The sequence below is a fragment of the Amycolatopsis sp. NBC_00348 genome (assembly GCF_036114655.1).
Classification (GTDB): domain Bacteria; phylum Actinomycetota; class Actinomycetes; order Mycobacteriales; family Pseudonocardiaceae; genus Amycolatopsis.
On the sequence record NZ_CP107994.1, the window covers coordinates 4,250,640 to 4,275,759 of the forward strand.

Below are 25,120 nucleotides of genomic sequence, written 5' to 3' on the forward strand. Positions count from 1 at the left end.
TCCGGCCCTCTGTCGGCGCGGTCGCTGGACCAGCTGGCCACCGCCGTGGCCGCCCTACGCCGAAACATGGAACAGGAACAGGCGGGCGTGCCGACCGGGTGACCGGCGCGAAGCCGCACAGAGCGACCCGGCCCTGACGCACCGGAGCCGACATCAGCCGGCGTTCCCGGCCGCGGGGGCGGCCAGGCGCCCGTCGCGGACTTCGACGATCCGGTCGACCGCGGTGAGGTGGCTGCGGTCGTGGGTGACCAGCACGGTGGCCGTCGCCTGCTGGTGGGTGAGCCGGGTGATCAGGTCGACGATCGCGGCACCCCGGTCGTGGTCCAGCGCGCTGGTCGGCTCGTCGACCAGCAGCACACTCGGGGTGTTCATCAGCGCGCGAGCGACGTTGACGCGCTGCCGCTGGCCGCCGGAGAGCTGGTGGGGACGCCGCCCCGCCAGGTCGCCCAGCCCGACGGCGGCCAGCAGGTCCGCGGCCCGTGCGCGGGCCTTCGCCGGTGACCGGCCGTCGAGCCTCGCCAGCACCTCCAGCTGCTCGGCGGCGGTGAGCGACGGCAGCAGGTTCGGCTGCTGAAAGACGATGCCGACCTTGCGGCGGCGCAGCGCAGCCAGCTCGCCCCGGGACAGCCCTGCGGTGGCGACGCCGTCGACGACGACCGTGCCGGTGTCCGGGGTGATCAGCGTGGCCGCGACCGCGAGGAGGCTGGACTTGCCGGAGCCGGACGGCCCGAGCACGGCGGTCACGGTGCCGGCGGGCACGTGCAGGCTGACCCGGTCGAGCGCGGTCAGGCGGGAGTCGCCGTCTGGGTAGGTCAGGGTGACATCGGACAGGTCGAGGCTCATCGGGCACTTCCCAGGGCGGTCAGCGGGTCGACGGAGGTGATGCGGCGGACGGCGAGGACGGCGCCGAGCGCGCCCAGCGCGATCAGCACGGCCGCGGGGACCAGCACCGTGCCCGGGTCGAGCCGGAACGGTACGGCGGAACCGGCGAGGGTGGCGCCGAGGCCCACCGCGAGGCCGGTACCGATCAGCGTGCCGCCGGCCAGGAGGACGACCGCCTGGCCGAGGGCGTCCTTCACGAGCGTGGCGGTGCCGGCGCCGAGCGCCTTGAGGATCGCGACGTCCCTGCTGCGCTGGATGGTCCACACGGTGAAGAACGCCCCGACGACGAGGGCGGAGATGACGAACAGGAAGCCGCGCATCAGCTGCAGCGAACCGTTTTCGGAGGTGTAGGACCCGATCGCGGACAGCGAGTCGCCGGTCGCCACCGTCCTCGTGCCCGCCGCGCGATCTGCGGCCGCGGTGTCCACAGTGTCCACATCGGACGAGGTGGTCAGCGCGAGGACGGTCGCGGTCACGTCGCCGGCGGGCGGCACCAGCGTCCGCCAGGTCCCGAGGCTCGTCCAGATCACCGGCAGGTGGCTGAACGAGGCGTCGCCCCCCACCGCGGTCACGGCCAGCTCGTGGCCGCTGAGCGTGACGTGGTCGCCGGGGTGCAGGCCGAGGGCGTCGGCCGCCGGCCCGGACAGCACCACCGAGCGGTCGTCGAGCTTTCCGCTGTCCGGCGCGAGACTAGAACCGGGCTCGACGCCGAAGGCGGAAACGCCGGTGCTCTTGCCGCCGGCGGCGGCCTTGACCGTCGTGATACCCAGCGGTTCGGCCGCGGCGACACCCGGGGTGGCAGCCCACTGCCGCTGCTGCCCGGCGGTGACGGCCGAATCGGCGTACGAGAGCTTCTCCCCGCCACCGCCGAACACGATCATGTCGGCGGGCAGCCCGGTGATCGCCGAGACGTTCTGCTGGCCCAGGCCGGCGGTGAGGCCGGACAGCAAGCCGACCAGCAGGGTGATCAGCACGACCACGGTCCCCATCAAGGCGAACCGCCCCTTGGCGAACTTCAGGTCCCTCCAGGCGACGAACACAGGAGACTGTCCTTTCACGACGGAAGCGATGTGCCTCCACCGTCGCCTCCCGGGACGTTCCGCGGCATCGCGCGCAGGACGGCACTTCACGAGCCGGAAGGCGCCACGCCGGTTGTACCTTTCGACAGAGGCGCCCCGGCGCCGGCTCGCTTAGGCTGGGCGGACCGTGCACACGACCACTCCGCCACCGACCCCGACGACCCAGGCCCTCGCCTGGTGCCTGCACCTGCTGATCGTCGGCCTGCTCGCGCTGGCCGCCGTCCGGGCGGTGACGGGTGACCATGCCTCCGCCGGGGCGACCGTCGCCGCGGCTTCGGTGTGCGCTCTGGTGTACGCGATCGGCCCGCTGCTGCCGGTGATCCGCCGCTCCCGCTGGGCGGCGGCCGGGTGGCTGGCCGCGGTCGGCGTCGCTTGGCTGGTGCTGCTGGTCTTCGCCGCCGACGGGGTCTGGGTCGCCTTTCCCCTGTACTTCCTCCAGCTCCACCTGCTCCCCCGCGCCGCGGGACTTTCCGCCGTGACTGCCACCGCGGCGGCGGCGATCACCGCGTTCGCCGTCCACCAGGGCGGCTTCACCCCGGCCGCGGTGATCGGCCCGGCTCTCGGCGCCGCCGTGGCCGTCGCCGTCGTCCGGGGGTACCAGACCCTGTACCGCGAGAGCGATCGACGTCGCGAGCTGATCGCCGAGCTCACGGCGACCCGCGCCGACCTCGCCGAGGTGCAGCACGCGGCCGGCGTGCTGGCCGAGCGGGAGCGGCTGGCCCGCGAGATCCACGACACCCTGGCCCAGGGGCTCTCCAGCATCCAGCTGCTGCTGCGCGCCGCCGAACGGGCCCTGCCCGGCACCCCGGAGCACGCCGCCCGGTACGTCGTCCAGGCCCGCCAGGCCACTGTGGACAACCTCGCCGAAGCGCGCCGGTTCGTCGCCGCGCTCGCCCCGCCCGCACTGGACGGCACGACCCTCGGCGGCGCGCTGGAACGGCTGTGCGCCACCACTTCCGCGCGCCACCCGATCACGGCGCGCTGCCACCTCGGCGGCGTCGCGGTCCCCCTGCCGACCGCGCACGACGTCGCCCTGTTGCGGGTCGCCCAGTCCGCACTCGCGAACACCGTCCAGCACGCGCGCGCCGGCTCCGTCGACGTCACCCTCGGCTACGGCCGCGACGACGTCACCCTCGAAGTCGCCGACGACGGGACGGGCTTCGACCCCGCTGACGCTCCCGAAAGCGGTGGCTTCGGCTTGGCGGCGATGCGCGCCCGGCTGGCCTCGCTCGGCGGCGAGTTCACCGTCGAGTCCGCCCACGGCCACGGCACCACCCTCCTGGCCCGGCTTCCCTTCCCCCACACCGACCCCGAGGCGCCCCGGTGACCGGCACGCCCATCCGGCTCCTGCTGGCCGACGACCACCCCGTCGTCCGGGCCGGGCTGCGGGCCGTGCTGGAGACCGAGCCTGGCATGGTCGTGGTCGCCGAAGCCGCCACCGCCGAGGCCGCGGTCGCCCGCGCCGCCGCGGGCGACATCGACGTCGTGCTGATGGACCTGCAGTTCGGCACGGGCATGGGCGGCGCCGAGGCCACCGCCGCGATCACCGCCCGGCCGGGCGCGCCGCGGGTCGTGGTCGTCACCACCTACGACTCCGACGCCGACACCCTGCCCGCCATCGAAGCCGGCGCCACCGGCTACCTCCTCAAGGACGCCCCGCCGGACGAGCTGGCGGCCGCCGTCCGCACCGCGGCCGCGGGCCGCACCACCCTGGCCCCGTCGGTCGCCGAGCGGCTGATGGCCCGGCTGCGCGTCCCCGGCACCGCGCTGACCCGCCGCGAGACCGAGGTCCTCGCCCTGGTCGCCGACGGCCTGTCCAACCAAGCCGTCGCCGCCCGCCTCCACCTCACCGAAGGCACCATCAAATCCCACCTGGCCCGCATCTACACCAAGCTCGCCGTCGACTCACGCACGGCGGCCGTCGCCACCGCCGTGGCCCTGGGCATCCTCCGCCGCTGAGTCGCGCCGGCCACCGCAGGGAGGTGGTCACCGAACCGAGCGATGGTGTGCGGCGACGACCGCGAGCAGCTCGATGAGCACGTGGCCGAAGCCGCAGGCCTGGAGCAGACAGCGGACGCCAAGCGTGGCACTGTGGCTTCCTTCAGGTGATCGATAACGTCCTCGCCCGCGGAACAGCTCCTGGTCGCGGAGCACGACGACCGCGCACCGCGAAACTGCCGCCGCTCGAACCAGCCAAGCTCGACTACGTTAGGCGACGGGACGGGATGCACGGCATGAGGCACTTCTACGCATCGATCGCACTGGCGTCGGGGGTGTCGGCCAAGGAGCTTGCCGAGTACCTCGGTCACCACGACCCGGGCTACACGCTCCGGATCTACACCCACTTGGTCCCGTCGAGCCACCGCCGGGCGCGCGAAGCAGCCGACGGGATCTTCAAGCCACGCCACACCGGGGCGGCACGGCTTGAAGATCCCGAGACGGCCTAGCGACGGCCTGACCAGATCAACAATTACAAAACCGCAGGTCAAGCCCTATCGCCTACTTGTGCCAGAACTTGACGCCGCTCCACGTCACCGTGATCGGGCCCGCGCCGCTCGAGGTTCGGTAGCTGCCGAACTTGTCGTAGTAGCTGCCGCTCGGGCTCGAGATCGTCTGCTTCAGCGAGCCGTTCAGGTACACCTTGTGCGAGCTGCCGACCTGGTTGATCGTGTTGACCTTCACCGACGTGCCGACGGTCGCGCCGCTGCCCAGCGTCGCCCCGCCCTCCACGGCGTACATCCGGCCGCCCTTCTCGACCGCCAGCAGGAAGTACGGCCCGGAGTCCGAGCCGTCCCGGAAGGTCTGCTTGAGACTGATCCGGGTGCCGGTCATGCTGGTGATCTTGAAGGAGCCCTCGAACTGGTGGGTGCCGCCCGTGTAGGTGTCGTAACGGCGTTCCGCCCGCTGCTCACCGCTGCTGCTGGAGCAGGTGAGCTTGAAGGTGAGCCCGGACGTCGAGCCGCAGCCGACGTTCTGGGTCTTGTAGCCCGGCGAGTCCGAGGTCCACGTACCGCCTCCGACCTGGGCTTCCGCCGTCGGGGCGAGCACCGCCAGCCCCGCCGCGACCGTCACGAGCACTCCCGCACCGCGAAGTCTGCGCACCGTCCAACCTCCTGTGTGACGAGAGGCGGCGGTGACCGGTCACAGGTTCAGACCTTTGCCCGGCTGAGGAAGACTGTACGAGCCGGGGCGGCCCCCGGACAAGACCCACTTCCACCCGGAAGGGTGCGTCGGAAGTTTTCGGGCGCGACTTGTCGAATCCGGCGTCCGCCGTTCGACACACTGGCAGAAGCAAGATCGGAACCCCGAGGAGCACCGCATGCGCACCCTGATCTCCACCTCGTTCGTCTCGCTCGACGGCGTCGTCGAAGGACCCGGCGGCGAGCCGGGCTACCGCAACTCGGGCTGGACCTTCAAGGACGTCGAGTTCGACCCCGCCGCCTACGAGATCAAGGGCAGCGAGCAGGAGGAGGCCACCGCCCTGCTGCTGGGCCGGGTCAGCTACCAGGCGTTCGCGCCGGTGTGGCCGGGGATGACCGTCGAGTTCGCCGGCTACAACGCGATGCCGAAGTACGTCGTGTCGACCACGCTGCAGGAGTCCGACCTGGTGACGAACTGGGGCGAGACGACCATCCTCCGCTCGCTGGCCGACGTCGCCGCGCTCAAGGAGACCGAGGGCGGGCCGATCATCGTCAACGGCAGCGCCGCGCTGAACCAGGCGCTGGCCGACGCCGGCCTGATCGACCGCTACCACCTGCTGGTGTTCCCGGTCCTGCTCGGCGCGGGCAAGCGACTGTTCAGCGGAACCGACAAGGACAAGCAGAACCTGAAGCTGGTCAGCAGCGAGGCCTACGGCAACGGCGTCCAGAAGCTCGTCTACGACGTCGCGCACTGAGATTCACTAGAACAGGTGTTCGATCTTGGTGTAAGGTGAGGTCATGAACCCGGGTCTCCAGTCTTCGCTGTTCGGCACCCAGGGCTCGATTTCGCTGCGCCCGCTCGCCCCGGAGCGGACCGACCTCGGGGCGGGCGCGTGGGTGGACATCCAGCCCGGCTGGCTCGAGGGTGCCGACGAGCTCTTCGCCGCGCTCGTCGAAGGCGTGCCGTGGCAGGCCGAGAAGCGCAAGATGTACGACCGGGTCGTCGCCGTGCCGCGGCTGCTGAGCTACTACCGCGAGAACGTGCCGCTCCCCCACCCCGCGCTCACCGCGGCGCGGGACGCACTGAGCAAGCACTACCTGCGCGAGCTGCGGGAGCCGTTCCGCACGTCGGGCTTGTGTTATTACCGCGACGGCCGGGACAGCGTGGCCTGGCACGGCGACCGCATCGGCCGCGGCGCCCGCGAGGACACGATGATCGCCATCCTCTCGGTCGGCGCGGCCCGCACCCTGGCACTACGCCCACGCGGAGGCGGCGGCAAGACCCTGGCGCGCCCCCTGGGCCACGGCGACCTCCTCGTGATGGGCGGCAGCTGCCAGCGCACGTGGGAGCACTCGATCCCGAAGACGGCCAAGCCGGTCGGGCCGCGGATCAGCGTGCAGTTCCGGCCACGCGGGGTGAACTGAGGGTTCCGTGGGCCCCACTGCCACCTGGGGCCGTCGTGGGGATCGCGACGCGCGCCTCGCTCGGCTGGGCGAGGCCGAGCGGAGCCGATGCAGGACTGATGCTCTTACGGAGGCGAGGTTTTCCGGGTCCGCGGATACCGCCGCGTGGTGTCGCGCGATCCGTATCCACGCCTCAGCGGCGGCCTGAGCGCGTGCCGTGGCCTGGGTCGCCCCACACGGTCTCGCCCGACTCACAACCACGTCTCCGCGGCGGCTTGGTCGCGTGCCATGGCCTGGTCGCTTCGCACGGTGTCGCGCGACTCACCTCCGCGGCAACCTGTGCGTGTGCCATGGCCTTCGACCACCCGAACCCCGAGGCGCTCGCCTACAGCCGACGGCGGCCCCGTTCGGCACGATGCGGGTGTCGATCCGCCGTGGCCTGTAACGAGCCCGGTCGGCTCGGAGACTGCCCGGGCGAGCGCTCCGGAGCGTCGAGGGAGGCTGACCGTGCCGCACATCCACTACGGGACCACGCCCAGGTCCGGCTACATGGAGGTCAAGTGCACCAGGGAGGAGACGGCGAAGATCGCCGATACCACGGCCAAGGTCGGTGACTGGATCTGGATCTTCTCCCCGGTCCTGGGCCCCTGGCCGATCACCGTCATCCGCGGGTCGGCGGCGCTGCTCGGCTGGAAAGCCCGGCGCTGCCTCGAACACGGCAACTGCCTGGCCTTCACCTTCGCCGGCTTGGTCGCCATCCCGTTCGAGTACGACCCGGACGTACCCGACACCCGCCCCACCGAGGGCAACTGGACCTGACCGCGGTAACCCAGCGGCCGACACGATCCACAAAGGACGGACGGGCAGGGGCTCAGTCCACCAGGACCGGGAGTTCGTCCAGGCCGTACACAATGGACACCTTGCGGAACGCCAGCTCCTCGGCCGGCACGGCCAGGCGCAGGTTCGGGAACCGGCGCACCAGGGCGGGGTACGCCGTGCGCAGCTCCATCCGGGCCAGCTCGGCGCCGATGCAGCGGTGGATGCCGTAGCTGAACGCCAGGTGCGATGTCGGCTCGCGGGTGGCGTCGAACTTCTCCATGTCCGGGCCCAGCTTCGGGTCGCGGTCCGCGACCGACAGCGACACCAGCACGATGTCGCCCTCGGCTATGTGGACGCCGCCGATCTCCATGTCCTGCTTGGCGAACCGCGGGAACGCCATCTGGACGACCGTCAGGTAGCGCAGCAGCTCCTCGACGAAACGGTGCACGGACTCGTCGTCGCCGCGGACGGCGTCGAACGCCTTCTCGTCGCGCAGCAGCACCAGCGCGCCCAGGGCGAGCATGCTCGCCGTGGTCTCCAGGCCGCCGGTGAGCACGCCGTCGGCGAGCCCGGCCAGCTCGCGGTCGGAGATCTCGTCGCCGTGTTCCTTGATCAGCATGCCGAGCAGGCCGTCGCCGGGCTCTTCGCGCTGCTTCTTCACGATGTCGAGCAGGTAGGTCAGCGACTCCGTCATCGCGCCGAGCGACGCGCTGGCGCCGCCGAACAGGTCGAAACGGGCAGTGCTGAGCCGCTGGAAGTCCTCGCGGTCCTCGTAGGACACGCCGAGCAGCTCGCAGATGGTGAGCGACGGGATCGGCAGCGCGAACGCCTGCCACAGGTCGACCGGGCCGTCGGTGGCGGCCATCGCGTCGAGCTGCTCGGCGACGATCTCGTCGATGCGCGGGGTCAGCCTGCCCAGCCGGCGCATGGTGAACTCGGGCGTGAGCAGCTTGCGCAGCCGGGTGTGCACCGGCGGGTCCGCGAACCCGAGGCCGCCCGGGTTCTGGTCCTCGGTCACCCCGGCGCTGCCCACCAGGTTGGTGAAGTCGCTGGAGAACCCGGTCACCTTGCCGAGGACGGCCTTCGCCTCGTCGTACCCCGTGACCAGCCAGGCGTTCATCCCGAACGGCAGGTCCAGCTTGCTGATCGGGGCCTCGGCCCGGGTCGCGGCCAGCTCGGCGACCGGGTCGAGACCCTCGCGCTTGAGCGGCAGCAGCGCCGAATCCGGCAGGAAGGACGACATCTTCTCGAGGTCGAAGCCCTTTTTCGACTGGCGCGCGAGGTAGCGTCGGCCGACCCAGCCCAGGACCCGTGAGCGGAGACTCCCCATGTCTCCGACAGTACCCCACTAGCCCGATCGGGTGAGCGGCAGCGAGACGGGGTTCACCTTCGCGGCGGTAGCTCCCGGTTTTCGGTGATCCGTCCGTGTTGGCTGGCGATGTAGTGCAGGTACGGCCGGCCCGCGTCGTCGGCTCCCGTGTAGAGCGTCTTGGACTGCCCGTCCGCCTCGGTGTTGACGCCGTTCGTGCGCGCCAGCACGCCGGACGCGGACAGCCACTCCCGCGACGCCCGCACCGGGCGCCACGACCGGCCGTCGCCGGTCAGGTCGCCGAGGATCTTGGTCATCTCGGCGGCGCCGGAGATCCGCAGGTTCTGGTCGTCGGTGATGTTCGCGGTGGCGTCGGTGGTCAGCGGGTAGGACCAGGTGTGCCGGTCCGCAGTCCGCACCCGGCCGTCCACAGTGGACGTCGAGGTCTGCTGGCCCGCGTCGGCCTGGACGACGTGCTGGGTGAAGCCGCCGCCGGTGACGTCGTCGCTGTTGCGGTAGTCGCGGGTGCGCTCGACGCGGGTGTAGACGCGCCCCGCCGACGTGTCGACGTAGCCCGCGGTGACGTCGTGGCGCTTCGCCGTGACCGTCGCGTTGACGCCGCCGGCGATGTCCTTCACCGTCGTCTGCCGGACCGGCGCCGCCGCGACGTCGTCCTGGGTGAGCGCGCCGGACGTCCGCGCGGCGTGGTCGTCGGTGTAGAGCAGCAGGGTGGGCACGACCGTCCACTCGCCGCCGATGTCCGGCACGGTGAACGACAGGTCGTGCGCGCCGCCGTCGACCAGCTTGCCCACGAACGGCGTGACGTCGTAGGTCTCGGCGTGCAGGCTGAACGTGTCGATCGCCACGATCGGCCGCCACAGCTGCGGGACGATGCCGCCGGAGTAGATGTGCGGGAAGGTGAACGCCGAGCCGGCGGCCGTCCCGTCGATCGCGAAGTTCGCCTCGCGGTAGGGCCCGTGGCCGCACATCCCCGCCGCCGGGTACTTCGCCGAGATCTCGTCGGGGACGTCGTCGAACCACTGCTCGTCGCAGGCGTGGCCTTCGAGGGTCACCTCGAGCTGCGCGTGGGTGATGTTGCGCGGCAGGTCCTTCGCGGTGAAGTGGACGGTCGGCGCCGCGGGGGTCGCGTCGGCGTGGCCCATGCCGGCGACGTGGTCCGCGACGTCGGGCGCCGGGTGCTTCCCGTCGGCGCGGTAGTAGGTGAGCGTCACGGTCTGGGCGTAGACGCCGGTGTAGACGTCGGAGGTGAAGTTCTCGATGCCGCCGCGGAAGGGCTGCGGGGTGCGCAGCAGCGCGGCGTACGGCGTGAGGTCCTTGTCGAAGTGGTAGGTGATCGGGCGGTTGCCCTCGCCGCTGGGTTCTTCGGTGGTCCCCCACCAGACCTCGGCGTCGCCGATCTTCAGGTCGCCGATCCGGTCGTACTGCCGCCCGCTGACGGTGACGGTCTGGTCCATGACGACCTTCGCCCACGGCCCGGCGCACGCCTTCGGCGGCGTGAGGGTGCCTTGGTAGAACTGCGAGGCGCCGTCGGCGGCGTTGGAGCGGAAGGCGTCGGCGAGCGTGACGGTGCAGTGCTGCGTGTCCGGCCGCGTCACCGCGGGCGCGGCCGGCACGGGATCGTCGGTGTCGTGTTCGAGGACGGGATCGGCCGAGGCGACCGCCCCCGACATTCCGGTCATCAGCACCAGCGACAGGACGATCGTGAAGATCCGCACCCGGACTCCTCCCAGTGGCAGGAACGCGAGACGAATCCTAGTACCGCGATCATGCGACGAACGGTGGGAAATGACCGGAGTGAGACATTCGCTGAAACGTTTCATCCGCGTGCTAAGCTGACCCTTTCTCAGCGAGGGGGTTCGGTGGTCGGCATCAAGGACGTCGCCAAGCAGGCCGGCGTCTCGATCGGCACGGTGTCCAATGTGGTCAACCGGCCGCACGTGGTCGCGACCGCCACCCGCAACCGGGTGCTCTCGGTCATCGAAGAGCTCGGCTACGTCCGCGACGAGTCCGCGCGGCAGCTGCGCGCCGGCAGCAGCCGGATCATGGGGCTGCTGGTGCTGGACCTCGGGAACCCGTTCTTCGTCGACGTCGCCCGCGGGGCCGAGCAGGCCGCGCACGCCGAAGGCCTCAACATCATCACCTGCAACAGCGGGCAGCGCTCCGACCTCGAAGCGTCGTACCTGGCGATGTTCGCCGAGCAGCGGGTCCGCGGGGTGCTGCTGAGCCCGGTCGGGGCGTCGAGCGAGGCGCTGCACGCGTTCCGGCGCAGCGGCACGCCGTACGTCTTCGTCGACCGCAAGGCCCCGACGTCCGAAGCGAGTTCGGTGGCGGTGGACGACATCGCCGGCGGCGCGCTCGGCGCCCGGCACCTGCTGGAGACCGGCCACGAGCGGATCGCGTTCGTCAACGGCCCGGCCATCCTCGCCCAGTGCCGCGACCGCGAGCAGGGCGTCCACTCGGTGCTGGGGAGTTCGGCGGCGGAGCTGACGGTGCTGGAGGGGCTCGGCCTGGACGTCGCATCGGGGCGCGACGCGGGTTCCCGGCTGCTCGGCATGAGTCCCCGGCCGACGGCGGTGTTCTGCGCCAACGACCTGCTCGCGCTGGGCGTGCTGCAGGCGATGGTGGGCGCGGGCGTGCGCGTCCCGGAGGAGATGGCGATCGTCGGCTACGACGACATCGAGTTCGCGGGCGCGGCGGCGGTCCCGCTGACGTCGGTCCGGCAGCCGGCGCAACGGCTCGGGCGCACCGCGGCGGAGCTGCTGCTGGCCGAGACGGCGGACACGAAGACGGAACGGCAGGCCGTGGTGTTCACCCCGGAGCTGGTCGTCCGCGAGTCGACCCGGGTGCGCCGCTGACCTACCCGGCGACGACGGCCACGATCGTCGTCCCGGGCGCGAAGCCGCCACGGCGGATCCGCTGCAGGAGGCCGTACACCATCTTCGCTTCGTAGACCCAGTTGAGCCGGAGGCCGTGCCGGGCCTCGAAACCGTCGATGAACGCGTCCAGGTCCGGGGTGCGGCGGGCGAAGCCGCCGAACGCGAAGTCCGCGTCGATCGACCAGTCCCCGCGACGGCCGCCGTAGGTTTCGGTCTGCAGGCGCGTGACGTCGGCGTCGAGGAAGCCGCCTTTCAGCGCGGAGAAGCCGAGGGCGCGCTGCCCCGGTGCGAGGGCGGCGGCGATCCCGGCCAGCGTCGCGCCGGTGCCGCACGAGCAGGCGACGACGTCGAACGGGACGTCGATCTCGGCGACCAGCTCCGCGCAGCCGCGGACACCCGCCGGGTTCGCGCCGCCTTCCGGGATGAGGAAGAACTCGCCCCACCGGCGGCGCAGGGCGGGCAGTGCCTCGGTCTTCGCGCGGTACGCCGTGCGGTCGAGGTAGGTCAGCGCCATGCCGTGGGCGACGGCCGCGCCCAGGACGTCGTTGAGCGGCCGGTGCTCCTCGCCGCGCACGACGCCGACCGTCTCGAAGCCGAAGTGGTGCCCGGCGGCGGCCGTGGCGAGCAGGTGGTTGGAGTAGGCGCCGCCGAACGTCAGCAGCCGCTTCGCGCCGGCCGCGTCGCGGAGGTTGTGCTTGAGCTTGCGCCACTTGTTGCCGGGCAGCTCGGGGTGGATCAGGTCGTCGCGCTTGAGGAAGACGCGCGCGCCGAGGCCGGGTTCCCGCAGCTCGACCAGCGGCGATGGCACCCGGAGCTGATCCACGGTGATCAGCCTAGGCACTACCGGAGCAAGTCACGCTCGCGGTCTTCGCGCCCAGGCGGCCCCTGACGGCACGGGCGGCCCGCCCGAGTACAACCCCGGTACGAGGGCGAGCCGCCCGCACCGTCAGGAACCACCTGGATCACGAAGCCCATCGAGCAGACTCACTCCGGCAGCGCCTAGAGCGTAAATCGCTTGGGCCGGGCGCGATCGTTAGGCAAGGTAACGATCATGACCAGCAGATGGGTGCGGCTGCAGGCCGTCGCGGTGTCCGGTTCGGCCTGTGAAGGACTGTTGCTGGCGGCGCTGCCCCTGCTGGCCGTGTCGATCACCACCGATCCGCGCGAGGTGTCGCTGGTCAACGTGTTCGGGCAGGCGCCGTGGCTGCTGTTGTCGCTGTTCGCCGGGGTGCTCATCGACCGCGTGCGGCGGACCACCGTGCTCGCCTGGGCGTATGCCGTGTAGGTCGGGACCGCGCTGGTGCTGGCCGCGATCACCACGGCCGGGGTGCTGACGCTGCCCGCGCTGCTCGTCATCGCGTTCGTCATCACCTCCGCGCAGGTGCTCGGGGACGGCGCGAGCGGCGCGCTCGTGCCCGAACTGGTCGCGCCCGACCGGCTGGCCCACGCCAACGCGCGGCTGACGGTGATCGACCGGGGCGTGGTGCAGTTCATCGTGCCGCCGGCGACCGGGTTCCTGATCGCCGTCGGCACCGGGGCGCCCGCGTGGCTGGCCGCCGCGTTCGCGCTGGTCGCGCTGGTGCTGGCGCGGCGGATCCCGTCCGAGTCGATCGTCGCCGCGCGGACGCACCCGCTGCGTGACCTCTCGGCCGGGCTCACCCACCTGGTCCGGACGCCGCTGCTGCGGTCGATCACGATCAACGTCGCGCTGGGCTCGTTCGCCGCGAGCGCCAGCAGTTCCATGCTGGTGCTGTACGCGACGCAGATCCTGCACGTCGGCTCGGTCGGGTACGGGATGCTGCTGGCGTGTCTCGCGGTCGGCTGGGTGCTGTCGTCGTTCGTGGTGCAGCGGATCGTCGACCGGCTCGGCTACTCGTGGTCGATGCGGCTCGCGCAGGGCCTGGGCGCGGTGTCGCCGCTGCTGCTGGCCGTGCTGCCGCCGTGGCCGCCGCTGATCGGGGCGGTGCTGGTGTTCATGACCTCGACGGTGCTGGTCTGGAACGTCTGTTCGCAGTCGAGCCGCCAGCGTTTCACCCCGGCCCCGCTGCTGGGCCGGGTCCTGACGAGCCACCGCGCGCTGGCCTGGGGCTTGACGCCACTGGGCGCGTTGACCGGTGGTTTGGTCGCGGCCCACTGGAGCCTGCGCGGGGTGTGGGTGATGGTCGCGGCGATCCAGGCGGTGAGCGCGGTCCTCGTGTGGTTCCAGCTGTCGCCGGAGGCCTTCCGCCGCACCGAACTGGCCGCCGCCGAAGCCTGACGCCGCATGCCGGCCCGGAAGGTCTGCCGCAGCTGGTCGTGAGTGTTTAGGCGGGTTCTAACCCTCCTAAACACTCACGACCCCAAGGCGAGTACGGCCCAGGGTTGATACCGGGTGGCGTGCCGGGTCGGGGCACCGGCACGCCACCCGGTCGTTACTGATCCCCCAGGGCCAGGGCGATCGCGCCCAGCAGTGCCGCGTCCTGGTCGAAACGCGCCGCCACCAGCTCCGGGGGGAACGGGACCGCGTGCGCCAAGCGGGACGCCAGTGCCGGCAGCAGCACGTCCGCCGAGCGGACAAGGCCCCCGCCCACCGCGATGCGCTGGGGGTCCAGGGCCAGCGCGAGGTTCGCCACGTGCATCGACAGCTCGTCGAGTGCCGCGGTCACCAGTTCCTTGGCCTCGGCGTTCTCCTTGGCGAGGGCGAACAGCTCGCCCGCGGTGACCGGGCGGCCGAGCAGACTGCTCGCCCGGCCGCCCAGCCCACGCCCACCGACGGCTTCCTCCAGCGGCGCCGCTCCGCTGGCGAAACCCTCGGTGTCCTGCGGTGAGAGCAGGTTGTACCCGATCTCACCCGCAGCTCCGTTGGCGCCGGTCAGCAACCGGCCGCCGACCAGTACCGCCGCGGCGATACCGGTGCCCAGCGAGAGGAACACGGCCGGATCGGTCCCGGCCAGCGCGCCCCACCGCCATTCCGCGAGTGCCGCCGCCTTCGCGTCGGTCCCGACCGAGATCGGCACGTCCGGGAACTCCGCCGCCACCAGCTCCGCCAGGTGCAGCTGCTCCCAGCCCGGCACGTTCGGCGCGAGCAGGATCCGATCCGGCAGCACGATCCCCGGACTGACGACGCCGATCGCGGTGGGCACTGCGCCCGCCTCGGTCAGGAGCGAACGAGCCCCGGCGAGCGCCCGCACGACCACCTGGTCGGCTCCCGCCTGCGCGTCGGTGTCCAGCCGGCAGGTGGCCAGCAGGTTCCCGTCGTCGTCGGCGAGCCCCAGCGCCACTTTCGTGCCGCCGAAGTCGATCCCGAGAATCCGGTTGTCACTCACTCCCTGGTCCCCTCGATCTGCGGCGGCACCGCCGCGTCCCCGTGGTGGCCGTGCCCGCCGGCCGCCCCCACCACGATCCGGCCGGTGTTGAACCCGTCGACGCTGATCACCGGCGCGGCGCCACGCAGGTCCGACGCCTTGTAGGTGACGGTCAGCGTCTGCGACTGGCCCGGCCACAGCGTGATGTCGTTGTCGTCCCAGGTCGCGGCCGCGAGCTGGTTGTCACCGCCCGCCTCGTGCCCGTCCGGCGTGCCGCGGCGGACGTCGGCCCGCAGGAAGAAGCCGACCGCCGGGGTCTTCGACGTGTTGGTGACGGTGACCGTGGTGACGGTGTCGTCGCCGTCCGGCCCACGACCCGGCTTCGTCGAGGCGACGGCGCTGACCTGCGACTTCGGCAGGTCCTGCAACGCCTGCAGGTTGCTGTACTGCGACAACGTGGCCTGCGGGTTGCCGAGCGTCTTGCCCCAGTCGACGACGTCCTTCTGCGTGGAGAGCCAGTAGACGTTCCGGTCGACGACCTTCCCGCCCTGCTTCACCTGCAGCTCGACGAAATACACCTTCGCGGGAGCCGGTGCCTTCGTCTCGGCCGGCACCTTCGGCTTGAGGACGCCGGTCTTGACGCCCTGCGAACCCAGTGAGAGCCCGGACGCCGTCTGGTCGTCCAGCACCTTGCCCGCGGTGTCCAGCACGCGGGCCTGCACCGAAAGGCCGTTCTGCGTACCGGCGCCCAGGTTGTCCAGGGTGACGGACCCGTTGTCGTAGCCGTAGATCGCGTGCAGCGGCTTGTTGGCCTTCTTGGCGCCGAAGAACGCGCCGGCCTGGTCGCCGTCGTCGTTGTAGAGCGACCACAGCAGCGTCGGCCAGCCCTTGTTCAGCTGCCAGTAGACGACGCCGGTGGCCGGGTTGTCCTTGTCCGTCGAGTGGTGCAGGAAGGACTCGAACTGCGAGCGGGTGTTCTCGTAGTTCGCGATGTTCGCGAGGTCCACATAGGACTTGAGCGAGGTCCACTTGCCGTACCGCTGGGTGATCGACTGGTCCAGCGTGTACAGCGTGCCGAACGCGTAGCCGCCGTGGTCGGGCTCGAAGTTGGCGTGGTACTGGTTGTACGCCGGGTCCTGCCACAGCTTCGCCTGCTCGGTCGGCGAGAGGAACCGCTTGATCGAGTCGAGCGTCGGCACGGTGTGCCCGGCGCTCTGCTCGCTCGCGAAGCCCCACGAGCCGCCCGCGTTGGTCCGCGAGGAGTCGTCCGCGTCGAAGTGCGACGTGTCGTACCAGTAGGACGGCGGGACCCAGTCGTACGGGCCCTCCTTCTCCCCCGAGTTGCCCAGCGTCGGCGTGCTCTTGTACTCCGCCGAGGCGATCACCGGCACCTGGAAGTCGGCTTCCTTGAACGCCTTGAGCGTCTCGCTCTCCTGGCGCGGCACCGGCTCGTTGTCGCTCCAGCCGTAGTTGAAGACGCTCGGGTGACTCCGCTCCATCTGCCCGATGGTGTAGGCCGAGTCGTGCATGATCCGGTAGTCGCGCTCGGTCAGCGTCGAGGCGTCCTCGGGCTGCCAGGCGTCACAGCAGATGAACCCGCCGATCACGAGCAGCCCGGCGCGGTCGGCCTGGTCGTAGAAGTCCTGCGGCATGTCGTGGCCCTCGAGCCGGACGCCGGACAGGCCCATGTTCTTGATCAGCGCGATCTGGTGGGCGGTGTCGGCCTTGTCGTAGCGCAGGAAGAGGTCCGGGGCGAAGCCGCCGCCGCGGAACACGAAGTCCTTGCCGTTGACGGCGAACTGGCGCGCGCCCTCGGGCAGCGGCACCGACTTCCCGACCAGCCGCGAGGTCACCGTGCGGATGCCGAAGGTGCTCTTCGACGACGTCGACAGCGTCCCGTTCTGCGAGACCGCGGTGGTCAGCGTGTACAGCGGCTGGTCGCCCATCGAGTAGGGCCACCACACGCGAGGCTTGCTGATCTTGACCGGCGCGAACGTCACGGTCCGCTTGGTGTTCGCCGGGATCGTCGCGCGCTGCTTGACGACGATCGGCGCGCCCGAGGGCGGCGTGATCGTCGCGGCGACGTCCCCGGTCTGCGCGGTGGCCGCATTGTTGGTGACGTCGACCTTCACCGTCAGCGAGGAGCTGGACAGGTCGGCCGCGTTGTCCTGCACGACGTGGGCGTTGTCGCCGGTGAGCGCGTCGGACACCTGCAGGGTCGGCGGGAACTGGATGCCGGTGTTGTTGTCCGGCGGGATCTGGCCCCAGTCGACCTGGTCGAGGGTGTACATCTTCGACGGGTCGTTCGGGTAGACCTTGATCGCCAGGGTGTTCTTGCCCGGCTTCACCAGCTTCGAGACGTCGAAGGTGTGCCCGGCGTACGCGCCGCTCACGATGTCCTTCGACGCCACCAGCTTGCCGTTCACCCAGACGTCGCCCTCGCCGACGATGCCCGGGATGGTCAGCTTCGCGCTCTGGCCGGCGTGGAAGTCCGGGGTGAAGTCGGTGCGGTACCACCACGGGTCGGAGAACGGCTTGGTGACGACGGGGCCGACCGAGGTGACGTACCCGAAGCACTTGCGCATGTTGTCCGAGACGAACACGTCCGGGCACTTGCCGTTCTGCACCAGCGCGTTGATCTCGGTGCCGGGCGCGCCGGCGTCGTCGGGCTTCACCGGCAGCCAGCCGCGGGTGGCGTACCCGGGCGTGGAGACCTTGTCCCCGCCGTCCTTGACGCTCGCGGTGGTCAGCACCTGCCAGCCCTGCGCGCCGAGGGTGCTCAAGCCGTGCGGCCTGGCCGTTTCCTGCTGAGCGGGTTCTTGAGCGGCGGCCGGCGCGGCCACGCTCAGCACCCCGGGCACCAGGAGCAGCGCCGTGACGGCGGCGATCCTGGCCTTGGGCGACTTCGTCATGCGTGAGCCCCTTCGGTGTCGGCGAACGCTTCCTTGATCTCCTTGGGCCCGAACGGCCACGTCTTCTCGGTCTTCGCGTAGATCAGGTAGGCGATCCCGCCGAGGACGAGCCAGCCCACCGACAGCCCGATCGAGAGCCAGGTCGCGGAGATGTAGATGTAGACCCAGCCGACGAGCGCGAGGATCGTCGGGAACGGGTAGAGCCACTGGCGGTACGGCCGCTTGAGGTCCGGCTGCCGGCGGCGCAGCACGACGATGGCGGCGACCTGGGCCAGCGACTGGATGATCACCAGGGTCGCGACCGCCGCGTTGATCACGTCGGTCAGGGTGAACAGCGAGCCGACGATCGTGATGGCGCCCATCGTGAGCACGCCCGCGGTCGGCAGGTTGAGCTTCGGGTGCAGCTTGGCGAAGACCGACAGGAACACCTTGTCGCGCGCGGCTTCGAACGGCACGCGCGAGCCGCCGAGCAGGCCGGCGAACACCGAGCCGACGGCCGCGATCACGATGAAGACGGTCACGATCTTCGCCGTGGTGGTGCCCCAGGCCTGTTCGAGCACGGTGGAGGCGACCGACGTCGCGTTCTTCAGCTCCTCCAGTGGGATCGAGCCGAGCACGCCGACCTGCAGCAGGAAGTACAGGGCCATGATGCCCACGATCGAGAAGATGATCGACCGCGGGAGCGTCCGGCCCGGCGTGCGGACCTCGCCGCCGAGGTAGGCGCTGGTGTTGTAGCCGAGGTAGTCGTAGATCGCGATGATCAGGCCGGCGCCGAGGCCGCCCCAGAACGTGCCGTCGCCGGCGGAGCTGAACGCCCCCGGCGTGAACGCGAACGCCTGCGAGGCGCTGAAGTGCGTCGCGGCCGCGACGATCGTGGTGAGCACCGCGATCAGCATGACCACGAACAACACCGTGGTCAGCTTGCCGATCTGGCCGATCTTGCGGAACAGCGCCAGCACGATGAGCAGCGTGACGCCGATGCCGATGATCTTGCCCAGCGCGGTGACCCCGCCGTCGTCGGTGACGCCCGGGATCAGGTAGCCGAGGTACTGGACCAGCCCGATGATGCCGGTCGACATGATCAGCGGGATGAACAGCACCGCGCTCCAGACGAACAGGAACGGCATCAGCCGCCCGGTGCGGTACTGGAACGCTTCGCGCAGGTAGATGTAGGTGCCACCGGCGCCCGGCATGGAAGCGCCGAGTTCGGCCCAGATGAGCCCGTCGGCCAGCGCGACGATCGCCCCGATGACCCAGCCGAACATCGCCTGCGGGCCGCCCATCGTCGCGACCATGGCGGGGATCGTGACGAACGGGCCGATACCGCACATCTGCGTCATGTTGATCGCGGTGGCCTGCAGCGGGCCGATCTTGCGTTCGAGGGCGGGCTGCGGGGAAACCGCGGCCCCGGAGTCCCCTGAACGAGTGGGTGAACTCACGACGTGCCTCCGTCCGATAGTTAGTAAAGTTTCTTAACATAAAACGTGCGGGGTCGAAAGAGGTCCGTGGGTAAACTTGCGGCAACGCAGACAGGAGATGGGGACTTGGTGGGCCAAAACGGGCCGCAGGTGGGGACTCCGGCCAGCATGCGGGCGCTGAACCAGCGTCTCGTGCTGGAAAGGCTTCGCGCGCACGGGGAAGCGACGCGACCACAGATCGCGGCCGACACCGGGCTGTCGAAACCGACCGTGGGGCAAGCCCTGCTCGACCTCGAACAACACGGCCTGGTCCGGGCGACCGGGCGCAGCCTGGCCGGCCCCGGGCGGGCGGCCGTCGTCTACCAGGCCGCGCCGGACGCGGGCCACGTCGTCGGCGTCGACATCGGGCGGCGCGTCATCCGCGTCGCCGTCGCGGACCTCGACGGCAGCATCGTCGCGCGGCTCGACGAGCCCAACCGGTGCCGCTCGGCGAGCGCCCTGGTGCGCACGGTGAGCGAAGCCGTCGAACGCGCCGTCGCGTCGGCCGGGCTGGACCCGCACGAGGTCGTCTCGACCGTCGTCGGCACCCCCGGCGTCCCGGACCCGGCCACCGGGACGGTGCACCGCGCGCCCAACCTGCCGGGCTGGGAGCGGCGCGGGCTGCTGCACGAGCTCGTCGCCGGGCTGGCCGGGGCGGGCTCGGACGTCGTCGTCGAGAACGACGCGAACCTGTGCGCGGTCGGCGAGCACGCGCTCGGGGCCGCGCTCGGCGTCGACGTGCTGGTGTGCCTGACCGTCGGCACCGGCATCGGGATGGGGCTGCTGGTGGACGGCAAGCTGTTCCGCGGCGCGAACGGCGCGGCGGGCGAGATCGCCGACCTGCCGTTCGGTCCGCTGCCGACCGGCGCCGACGCCGGCCGTCCCGGCCCGGTGGAGTCCGCGGCGGCGGGCCAGGCCGTGGTCGACGCGGCCCACGAGCACGGGCTCACGAAGGCGCGCTCGGCGAAGGACGTCTTCCGGCTGGCCCGCGCGGGCGACGAGCGGGCCGTGCGGGTGGTCGAGGACGAGGCGGAGAAGCTCGCGTACGTGGTTTCGGCGGTGACGGCGGTGCTGGACCCGCGCCTGATCGTGCTGGGCGGCGGCATCGGCGGCAACGCCGACCTGCTGGCGGAACCGATGCGGCGGTCACTGGCCGCGACGATCCCGGTGGTCCCGGAGATCGTGGCCGGTCAGCTGGGCGAGGACGCGGTACTGGCGGGCGCGATCGCGACGGCGCTGGGCACGGCCCGGGACCTGGTGTTCGACCGGCGGGGCCTGCGGCGCGCGGCAGGCGAGGCGTAGGGGCCGCACAGTCACACGACCACACAGCCGGGCGTCCACTTCGGACTGGCGTCAGTCCGAGCGGCCGCGCAGGGTCAGCACCACGCGCAGCACGTGCTCGACCGCCGCCGGGAACGCGGCCCCGCGCAGCTCGCCGCGATCGGCCAGGTTCCGGGACGCGAACTCCAGCTCGCGCTCCGGGCCGCCGCGCCGCACCACGAGCGCGGCCAGCTCCTCGAGGTCGAGGTCCGGGTGGTCGAGGCGCGTCAAGGCGAACTCGACGATCAGTTCCTCCTGCGTCACGTCCGCCTCCTTCCGCTGGTTCCAGCGTACCCGCGCCGCGCGCCGCGGTAGGGCCATCCGGCCCGGAATGATCAGGCCGTCCGGCCGATCACGGCGGCCGCCGCCGCGACGCAGACTCGATCATGCGCACGACCCCACTTGACCAGGCGAAACGACTCGCCCGGCACACCGAAGAACTCGTCCACCGGTCCCTGGCGACCCTCGGCGCCACGCAGTCGCAGCGCCGGATCGCGGCCGACGCCCAGGACTACTGGCACCAGCCCGCCGGCGACCGGTGGCGCGCGAACTCCCACTGGCGCGACGCCCTGGTCTTCCAGGAGAACGACCTCTGGTCGGCGATCGGCCGCGACCACCTGGAGCTGTTCGAGCGCGGCGCCCGGATGACCGGCTTCACCCGGTCGTGGGACCGGATCGTCGACTGGGGCTGCGGTGGCGGCGCCAACGCCGTCGCGTTCGCCCCGCGCGCCGAGCACTACATCGGCGTCGACATCTCCGGCGAGACGCTGAAGGAGTGCGAGCGCGAGGTCGCCGACGCGTGCGCGACGCCGTTCACGCCGGTCTCGATCGACGTCGACGAGCCGGAGGCGGCGCTGCGGCAGATCACCGAGCCGTGCGACGTCTTCCTGAGCTTCTACGTCTTCGAGCTGATCCCCACGCCCGAGTACGGCGAGCGCCTGCTGCGCATCGCGGCCCGGCTGCTCGCGCCCGGCGGCCTGGCGCTGATCCAGATCAAGTACGACCCGGGCAGCTGGCGGACCCGGCCGCGGCGGCGGAACTACCGCTCGGGGCTCGCCGAGATGACGACCTACCCGATCGCGGCGTTCTGGGAGCTCGCCGAGCGGTGCGGGCTCAAGCCCGAGACCGTCCAGCTGGTGCCGCACAACGCGCTCGACCGGCACTACGCGTACTTCTTCCTGTCCAAGCCCGGCGTGGTGTGACCGGTCTGACCTGGCTCACTGTACCGTCCAGCCGGTACAGTAACTGGCATGACCACGTACGCGCCCACCTCCGCACCGTTGAGCCACCGCCGCCGCTGGGCCGCGCTGAGCGTGCTGGTCGGCGCCGTGCTGCTGCTCGCCGTCGACGGCACGGTGCTCTACCTCGCCGTGCCCTCCCTGACCCGTGAGCTCTCCCCCAGCGCCACCGAGATCCTCTGGATCGGCGACGTCTACTCGCTCGCGCTGGCCGGCCTGCTCGTCACCGCGGGCAACCTCGCCGACCGGTTCGGCCGCAAGAAGGTGCTGCTCATCGGCACCGCGGCGTTCGGAGTGGCGTCCACGCTGGCCGCCTTCTCCCCCACCGCGGGCGTGCTCGTCGCCGCGCGGCTGCTGCTCGGGATCGCGGCGGCGACGATCATGCCGTCGACGCTGTCGATCATCCGCACCCTGTTCACCGACGCCCGCGAGCGCACCCGCGCCATCGCGATCTGGTCGGCGGGCTCCGGTGGTGGCATCGCGCTCGGCCCGCTCGTCGGCGGCGTGCTGCTGGAGCACTACTGGTGGGGCTCGGTGTTCCTGATCAACGTGCCGATCGTCGTCGTCTTCCTCATCGCCGGCGCGTGGCTGCTGCCGGAGTCGCGTGACCCGAACCCGGGCCGCTTCGACCTGCTCTCGGCCGCGTTGTCGATGGCCGCGATCGTGCCGCTGGTCTACGCGGTCAAGCACGCCATCGGTTCCGGCGTCGACGCGCAGGTCGTGCTGACGGCCGTGATCGGGCTGGTCTCGGGTGTCCTGTTCGTGCGCCGCCAGCGCCGGGTGGCCGACCCGCTGATCGACGTGACGCTGTTCCGCAACGGCGCCTTCAGCGGCGCGGTGGTGGCGAACTTCGTCGCGGTCTTCGCGCTGATGGGCCTGCTGTTCTTCTTCTCGCAGTACCTGCAGCTGGTCCGCGGGTTCAGCCCGCTGCAGGCCGGGCTCGCGGAGATGCCCGCGACGCTGGCCTCGATCGTGGTCGTGGCCGCCGTCGGCGTGGTCGTCACGCGGCTCGGCCGGGGCCGCGCGGTCGCCGTCAGCCTGGCCGTCACGGCCGTGGGGCTGCTGCTGGTCGCCGTCACCGAGCAGGCGCCGCAGTACATCTGGCTGGGCCTGACGCTGGTGCCGGTCGGGCTCGGCGTCGGGCTGGCGCTGACGCTCACCGTGGACTCGGTGCTGTCGGCCGTCCCGCGGGACAAGGCGGGCTCGGCGTCGGCGATCTCCGAAACCGCGTACGAACTGGGTGCGGCGCTGGGCATCGCGCTCCTCGGCTCGCTCGTGACGCTCGTCTACCGCGGCCTGCTGCCGCCGGCGGTGGCGCCCGAGGTCCGGGAGTCGCTGGCGGCCGCGGTGACCGTGCTCGATCCGGCGTCACCGGTGGCCGAGAGCGCCCGGCAGGCGTTCACCGGCGCCATGCAGGTGACGTCGGTCGCGGCGGCCCTCGTCACCGCCGTCGCCGCGCTGATCGCCTGGCGTACGATCCCGTCCGGAAAGGACTGACGATGCCTCGCAAAGCCGGGCGCAGCCCCGAAGAAACGCGCCGGGCCCTGCTCGACGCGGCCGGGAGGACGATCCGCGCCCGTGGGGTCTCCGCGTCGCTGGACGACATCGCCCGGCAGGCGGGGGTGTCGAAAGGCGGGCTGCTGTACCACTTCCCGGCCAAGGACGCCCTGGTGCGCGCACTCGCCCAGGACCTCCTCGACGCGTTCCGGGCGGAGGTGTCCGCCGCGCTGGACCCGGCGGACACCGCGCCGGGCCGGCTGACCCGCGCGTACGTCCGGGCGTCGCTGGACACGTCCCAGGACGAGGTCGCGATCCGGGAGAACATCGCGCTGATCGCCCAGCTGATCTCGATGCCCGAGGTCGCCGAGCTGGCCCGCGCGGACGCCGAGCGGTGGGACGGGGACCTGCACGCGGACGGCCTGCCGCCCGACGTGGTGACCCTGGTCGTCGCGGCGGCGGACGGCGCGAGCACGGCGCCGCTGTGGGGCGTCGGCATCGACGTGCCCGCCGCCCGGCGGCTGGAACGGCAACTGCTGGACCTGACCCGCGAACCGTGATCCTTCGTCCATACTGGACACATGAGCGAACCCGAGCCGGTCCCCGTCGCCTGGGTGCGACGACGTCGCGAACCCGCCCCGGCCCGGCCACGCCGGGCCGCCGGGTGGGTCCTCGTCCCCGGGCTCGTGCTCGCCGTCGCCGTCGCACTCGGGGCCGTCGCCGTGCAGCGGACCGAGAGCCGGCTGCGGGCGTCGGGCCAGGAAGCGCCGGCCACGGTCACGGCGGTCGTGCCGACGAAGTCCAGCTACAACGTCGACGTCCGGTTCACCACCGCGGACGGCCGGGAGATCACCGCCCGGCTCAAGGACTTCCCGCGCGACCCGGGCCTGAAGACCGGCGACCGGCTCCGCGTCGGCTACGACCCCGAACGCCCGGACGCCACGCTCTGGGACGTCCGGGACCCCCTGGCCTTCACCGGCGCCACGATCTTCCTGGCCGCCCTGTCCGCGGTGCTGGCGGCGTCGTCGATCGTGACCTTCGCGCTCCTCCGCCGGCGGCGGCGCGGCTAGCGAACCGCGAACACCATGCCGATGTCCGCGGCTTCCTGCACCGGGTCCTGCTCCGCGCTGACCGTGAAACCCTTGCCCGCGAACACCTCCCGGATCGTGTCCCGGTTGCGCCGCCAGCCTTCGACCTCCACCACCGCCTGCCGGACCAACGGCCAATGCCGGTCCTCGATGCCGTGCAACACGTCCAGCTCCGCGCCCTCGACGTCCACCTTCAGCAGGTCGATGCGGTCGATGGCCTGCTCGTCCAGTACCGGCGACAGCGGCCGGACGCGGACGCGGTGCGTCTCCAGTTCCCGCATGACCCGGAGCTTGCGGCCGACGATTCCCCGCAGCACCGGCGCCGGGACGCGACGGGCCGTGGCACCCAGGCCGCCCCGGCGGATCATCTCGACGATGCTGGCCGTGACGCGCTTGCGCTCGGCTTCGACGTTTCCCGCGTCCCGCAAGGAAGACGAGAAGATCGTCGCGGCCGGGAAGTAGCTGAAGTCGAGTTCATCCTCCGTCGAGGATAACCCGAACGGCAGCGCGGTCAGCCGGCCGCCGAAGAACTCGCGGGCGTTGCGCTCCAGCGTCTCGTAGAGCGGCGGCAACGGCTCGAAGGCGAAGATCCGCACGTCGCCGTCCAGGCGCTCGTAGACGGCCGCCGAGAAGACGCCGACGTTCGCGCCGACGTCGAGGACCGTGGCGCCGGGTGCGAACTCGATGCCGTGGGCGAAGTAGCCGGCCACCTCTTCGCGCAGGAACGACACTTCCCACGGGTTGATGCTGTGCAGGGCGATCGCGTCCATCGTCATCCGCGAAGGATTACCAGT

General features: G+C 71.5%; 23 protein-coding genes and 1 pseudogene. 13 read left to right on the top strand and 11 right to left on the bottom strand.

Annotated features, from left to right (window positions below; all coding sequences use genetic code 11):
• Positions 1 to 153: 153 nt before the first annotated feature.
• Positions 154 to 843 carry an ABC transporter ATP-binding protein gene (locus OHS58_RS18470; protein WP_328649178.1) on the bottom strand — a complete coding sequence of 230 codons (690 nt, stop codon included), beginning with the start codon at positions 841 to 843 and terminating at the stop codon, positions 154 to 156.
• Positions 840 to 1,922 carry an ABC transporter permease gene (locus OHS58_RS18475; RefSeq protein WP_328649179.1) on the bottom strand — a complete coding sequence of 361 codons (1,083 nt, stop codon included), beginning with the start codon at positions 1,920 to 1,922 and terminating at the stop codon, positions 840 to 842. The genes OHS58_RS18470 and OHS58_RS18475 overlap by 4 nt, the downstream gene beginning before the upstream one ends.
• Before the next feature lie 166 nt (positions 1,923 to 2,088).
• Between OHS58_RS18475 and OHS58_RS18480 the strand changes: the two genes are divergently transcribed.
• From OHS58_RS18480 to OHS58_RS18490, 3 genes are all read left to right on the top strand, one after another.
• A complete protein-coding gene (locus tag OHS58_RS18480; protein ID WP_328649180.1) occupies positions 2,089 to 3,288 on the top strand; it encodes a sensor histidine kinase in 1,200 nt (399 codons plus the stop codon).
• Positions 3,285 to 3,920 (top strand): response regulator transcription factor, encoded by a 636-nt coding sequence (locus OHS58_RS18485; RefSeq protein ID WP_328649181.1) that lies wholly within the window; start codon positions 3,285 to 3,287, stop codon positions 3,918 to 3,920. The genes OHS58_RS18480 and OHS58_RS18485 overlap by 4 nt, the downstream gene beginning before the upstream one ends.
• A 146-nt stretch (positions 3,921 to 4,066) precedes the next feature.
• Positions 4,067 to 4,408 carry a tyrosine-type recombinase/integrase gene (locus OHS58_RS18490; protein ID WP_328649182.1) on the top strand — a complete coding sequence of 114 codons (342 nt, stop codon included), beginning with the start codon at positions 4,067 to 4,069 and terminating at the stop codon, positions 4,406 to 4,408.
• A gap of 52 nt (positions 4,409 to 4,460) precedes the next feature.
• Here OHS58_RS18490 and OHS58_RS18495 read toward each other — a convergent pair whose 3' ends face one another.
• The gene (locus OHS58_RS18495; protein WP_371827507.1) at positions 4,461 to 5,063 is read right to left on the bottom strand and encodes a hypothetical protein; all 603 of its coding nucleotides are present in this window, start codon (positions 5,061 to 5,063) and stop codon (positions 4,461 to 4,463) included.
• Positions 5,064 to 5,280: 217 nt separating this feature from the next.
• Between OHS58_RS18495 and OHS58_RS18500 the strand changes: the two genes are divergently transcribed.
• The 3 genes from OHS58_RS18500 (at position 5,281) to OHS58_RS18510 (ending at position 7,324) form a co-directional block, all read left to right on the top strand.
• Complete coding sequence (locus OHS58_RS18500; protein ID WP_247050492.1) at positions 5,281 to 5,856, top strand: dihydrofolate reductase family protein; 576 nt, start codon at positions 5,281 to 5,283, stop codon at positions 5,854 to 5,856.
• A gap of 43 nt (positions 5,857 to 5,899) precedes the next feature.
• On the top strand, positions 5,900 to 6,526 hold the full coding sequence (locus tag OHS58_RS18505) for an alpha-ketoglutarate-dependent dioxygenase AlkB (protein ID WP_247050490.1): 627 nt from the start codon (positions 5,900 to 5,902) through the stop codon (positions 6,524 to 6,526).
• Positions 6,527 to 7,012: 486 nt separating this feature from the next.
• Positions 7,013 to 7,324 carry a hypothetical protein gene (locus tag OHS58_RS18510; RefSeq protein WP_328649183.1) on the top strand — a complete coding sequence of 104 codons (312 nt, stop codon included), beginning with the start codon at positions 7,013 to 7,015 and terminating at the stop codon, positions 7,322 to 7,324.
• Positions 7,325 to 7,376: 52 nt separating this feature from the next.
• Here OHS58_RS18510 and OHS58_RS18515 read toward each other — a convergent pair whose 3' ends face one another.
• Positions 7,377 to 8,654 carry a cytochrome P450 gene (locus OHS58_RS18515; RefSeq protein ID WP_247050488.1) on the bottom strand — a complete coding sequence of 426 codons (1,278 nt, stop codon included), beginning with the start codon at positions 8,652 to 8,654 and terminating at the stop codon, positions 7,377 to 7,379.
• 53 nt (positions 8,655 to 8,707) lie between these two features.
• Complete coding sequence (locus OHS58_RS18520) at positions 8,708 to 10,369, bottom strand: peptide-N4-asparagine amidase (RefSeq protein WP_328649184.1); 1,662 nt, start codon at positions 10,367 to 10,369, stop codon at positions 8,708 to 8,710.
• A gap of 144 nt (positions 10,370 to 10,513) precedes the next feature.
• Between OHS58_RS18520 and OHS58_RS18525 the strand changes: the two genes are divergently transcribed.
• Positions 10,514 to 11,509: a LacI family DNA-binding transcriptional regulator gene (locus tag OHS58_RS18525; RefSeq protein ID WP_328649185.1), complete on the top strand. Its 996-nt coding sequence runs from the start codon at positions 10,514 to 10,516 to the stop codon at positions 11,507 to 11,509.
• Between the two features lies 1 nt (position 11,510).
• Here the strand turns inward: OHS58_RS18525 and OHS58_RS18530 are convergent, their stop codons facing one another.
• Positions 11,511 to 12,353 carry a 1-aminocyclopropane-1-carboxylate deaminase/D-cysteine desulfhydrase gene (locus OHS58_RS18530; RefSeq protein ID WP_328649186.1) on the bottom strand — a complete coding sequence of 281 codons (843 nt, stop codon included), beginning with the start codon at positions 12,351 to 12,353 and terminating at the stop codon, positions 11,511 to 11,513.
• 228 nt (positions 12,354 to 12,581) lie between these two features.
• Between OHS58_RS18530 and OHS58_RS18535 the strand changes: the two are divergent.
• Positions 12,582 to 13,787 (top strand): annotated as a pseudogene (locus OHS58_RS18535) (MFS transporter).
• A gap of 154 nt (positions 13,788 to 13,941) precedes the next feature.
• On the opposite strand, the gene OHS58_RS18540 reads toward OHS58_RS18535, so the two are convergent.
• The 3 genes from OHS58_RS18540 to OHS58_RS18550 are packed head-to-tail and all read right to left on the bottom strand — an operon-like array spanning position 13,942 to position 19,165.
• Complete coding sequence (locus OHS58_RS18540) at positions 13,942 to 14,835, bottom strand: ROK family protein (protein WP_326954147.1); 894 nt, start codon at positions 14,833 to 14,835, stop codon at positions 13,942 to 13,944.
• Positions 14,832 to 17,726: a glycosyl hydrolase 2 galactose-binding domain-containing protein gene (locus OHS58_RS18545; protein ID WP_328649187.1), complete on the bottom strand. Its 2,895-nt coding sequence runs from the start codon at positions 17,724 to 17,726 to the stop codon at positions 14,832 to 14,834. The genes OHS58_RS18540 and OHS58_RS18545 overlap by 4 nt, the downstream gene beginning before the upstream one ends.
• The gene (locus OHS58_RS18550) at positions 17,723 to 19,165 is read right to left on the bottom strand and encodes an APC family permease (RefSeq protein ID WP_326948559.1); all 1,443 of its coding nucleotides are present in this window, start codon (positions 19,163 to 19,165) and stop codon (positions 17,723 to 17,725) included. Before OHS58_RS18550 ends, OHS58_RS18545 begins: the two co-directional genes overlap by 4 nt.
• Before the next feature lie 147 nt (positions 19,166 to 19,312).
• Here OHS58_RS18550 and OHS58_RS18555 point away from each other — a divergent pair, with 147 nt between their 5' ends.
• Positions 19,313 to 20,485, top strand: a complete 1,173-nt coding sequence (locus OHS58_RS18555; RefSeq protein ID WP_326948558.1) for an ROK family transcriptional regulator — start codon at positions 19,313 to 19,315, stop codon at positions 20,483 to 20,485.
• A gap of 51 nt (positions 20,486 to 20,536) precedes the next feature.
• Here the strand turns inward: OHS58_RS18555 and OHS58_RS18560 are convergent, their stop codons facing one another.
• Positions 20,537 to 20,767 (bottom strand): hypothetical protein, encoded by a 231-nt coding sequence (locus OHS58_RS18560; RefSeq protein WP_247050471.1) that lies wholly within the window; start codon positions 20,765 to 20,767, stop codon positions 20,537 to 20,539.
• A gap of 122 nt (positions 20,768 to 20,889) precedes the next feature.
• Between OHS58_RS18560 and OHS58_RS18565 the strand changes: the two genes are divergently transcribed.
• Genes OHS58_RS18565 through OHS58_RS18580 form a run of 4 tightly spaced genes read left to right on the top strand, consistent with a single transcriptional unit; the run spans position 20,890 to position 24,308 of the window.
• The gene (locus tag OHS58_RS18565; RefSeq protein ID WP_328649188.1) at positions 20,890 to 21,705 is read left to right on the top strand and encodes a class I SAM-dependent methyltransferase; all 816 of its coding nucleotides are present in this window, start codon (positions 20,890 to 20,892) and stop codon (positions 21,703 to 21,705) included.
• Between the two features lie 48 nt (positions 21,706 to 21,753).
• Positions 21,754 to 23,238, top strand: a complete 1,485-nt coding sequence (locus OHS58_RS18570; RefSeq protein WP_328649189.1) for an MFS transporter — start codon at positions 21,754 to 21,756, stop codon at positions 23,236 to 23,238.
• Positions 23,239 to 23,240: 2 nt separating this feature from the next.
• Entirely contained in the window at positions 23,241 to 23,798 is a 558-nt protein-coding gene (locus tag OHS58_RS18575) for a TetR/AcrR family transcriptional regulator (RefSeq protein WP_328649190.1), read from the top strand.
• A 21-nt stretch (positions 23,799 to 23,819) separates the two neighbouring features.
• On the top strand, positions 23,820 to 24,308 hold the full coding sequence (locus OHS58_RS18580; protein WP_328649191.1) for a DUF3592 domain-containing protein: 489 nt from the start codon (positions 23,820 to 23,822) through the stop codon (positions 24,306 to 24,308).
• Here the strand turns inward: OHS58_RS18580 and OHS58_RS18585 are convergent.
• Entirely contained in the window at positions 24,305 to 25,102 is a 798-nt protein-coding gene (locus tag OHS58_RS18585; RefSeq protein WP_328649192.1) for an FkbM family methyltransferase, read from the bottom strand. The two genes, OHS58_RS18580 and OHS58_RS18585, sit on opposite strands and share 4 nt — an antisense overlap.
• Positions 25,103 to 25,120 lie beyond the last annotated feature (18 nt).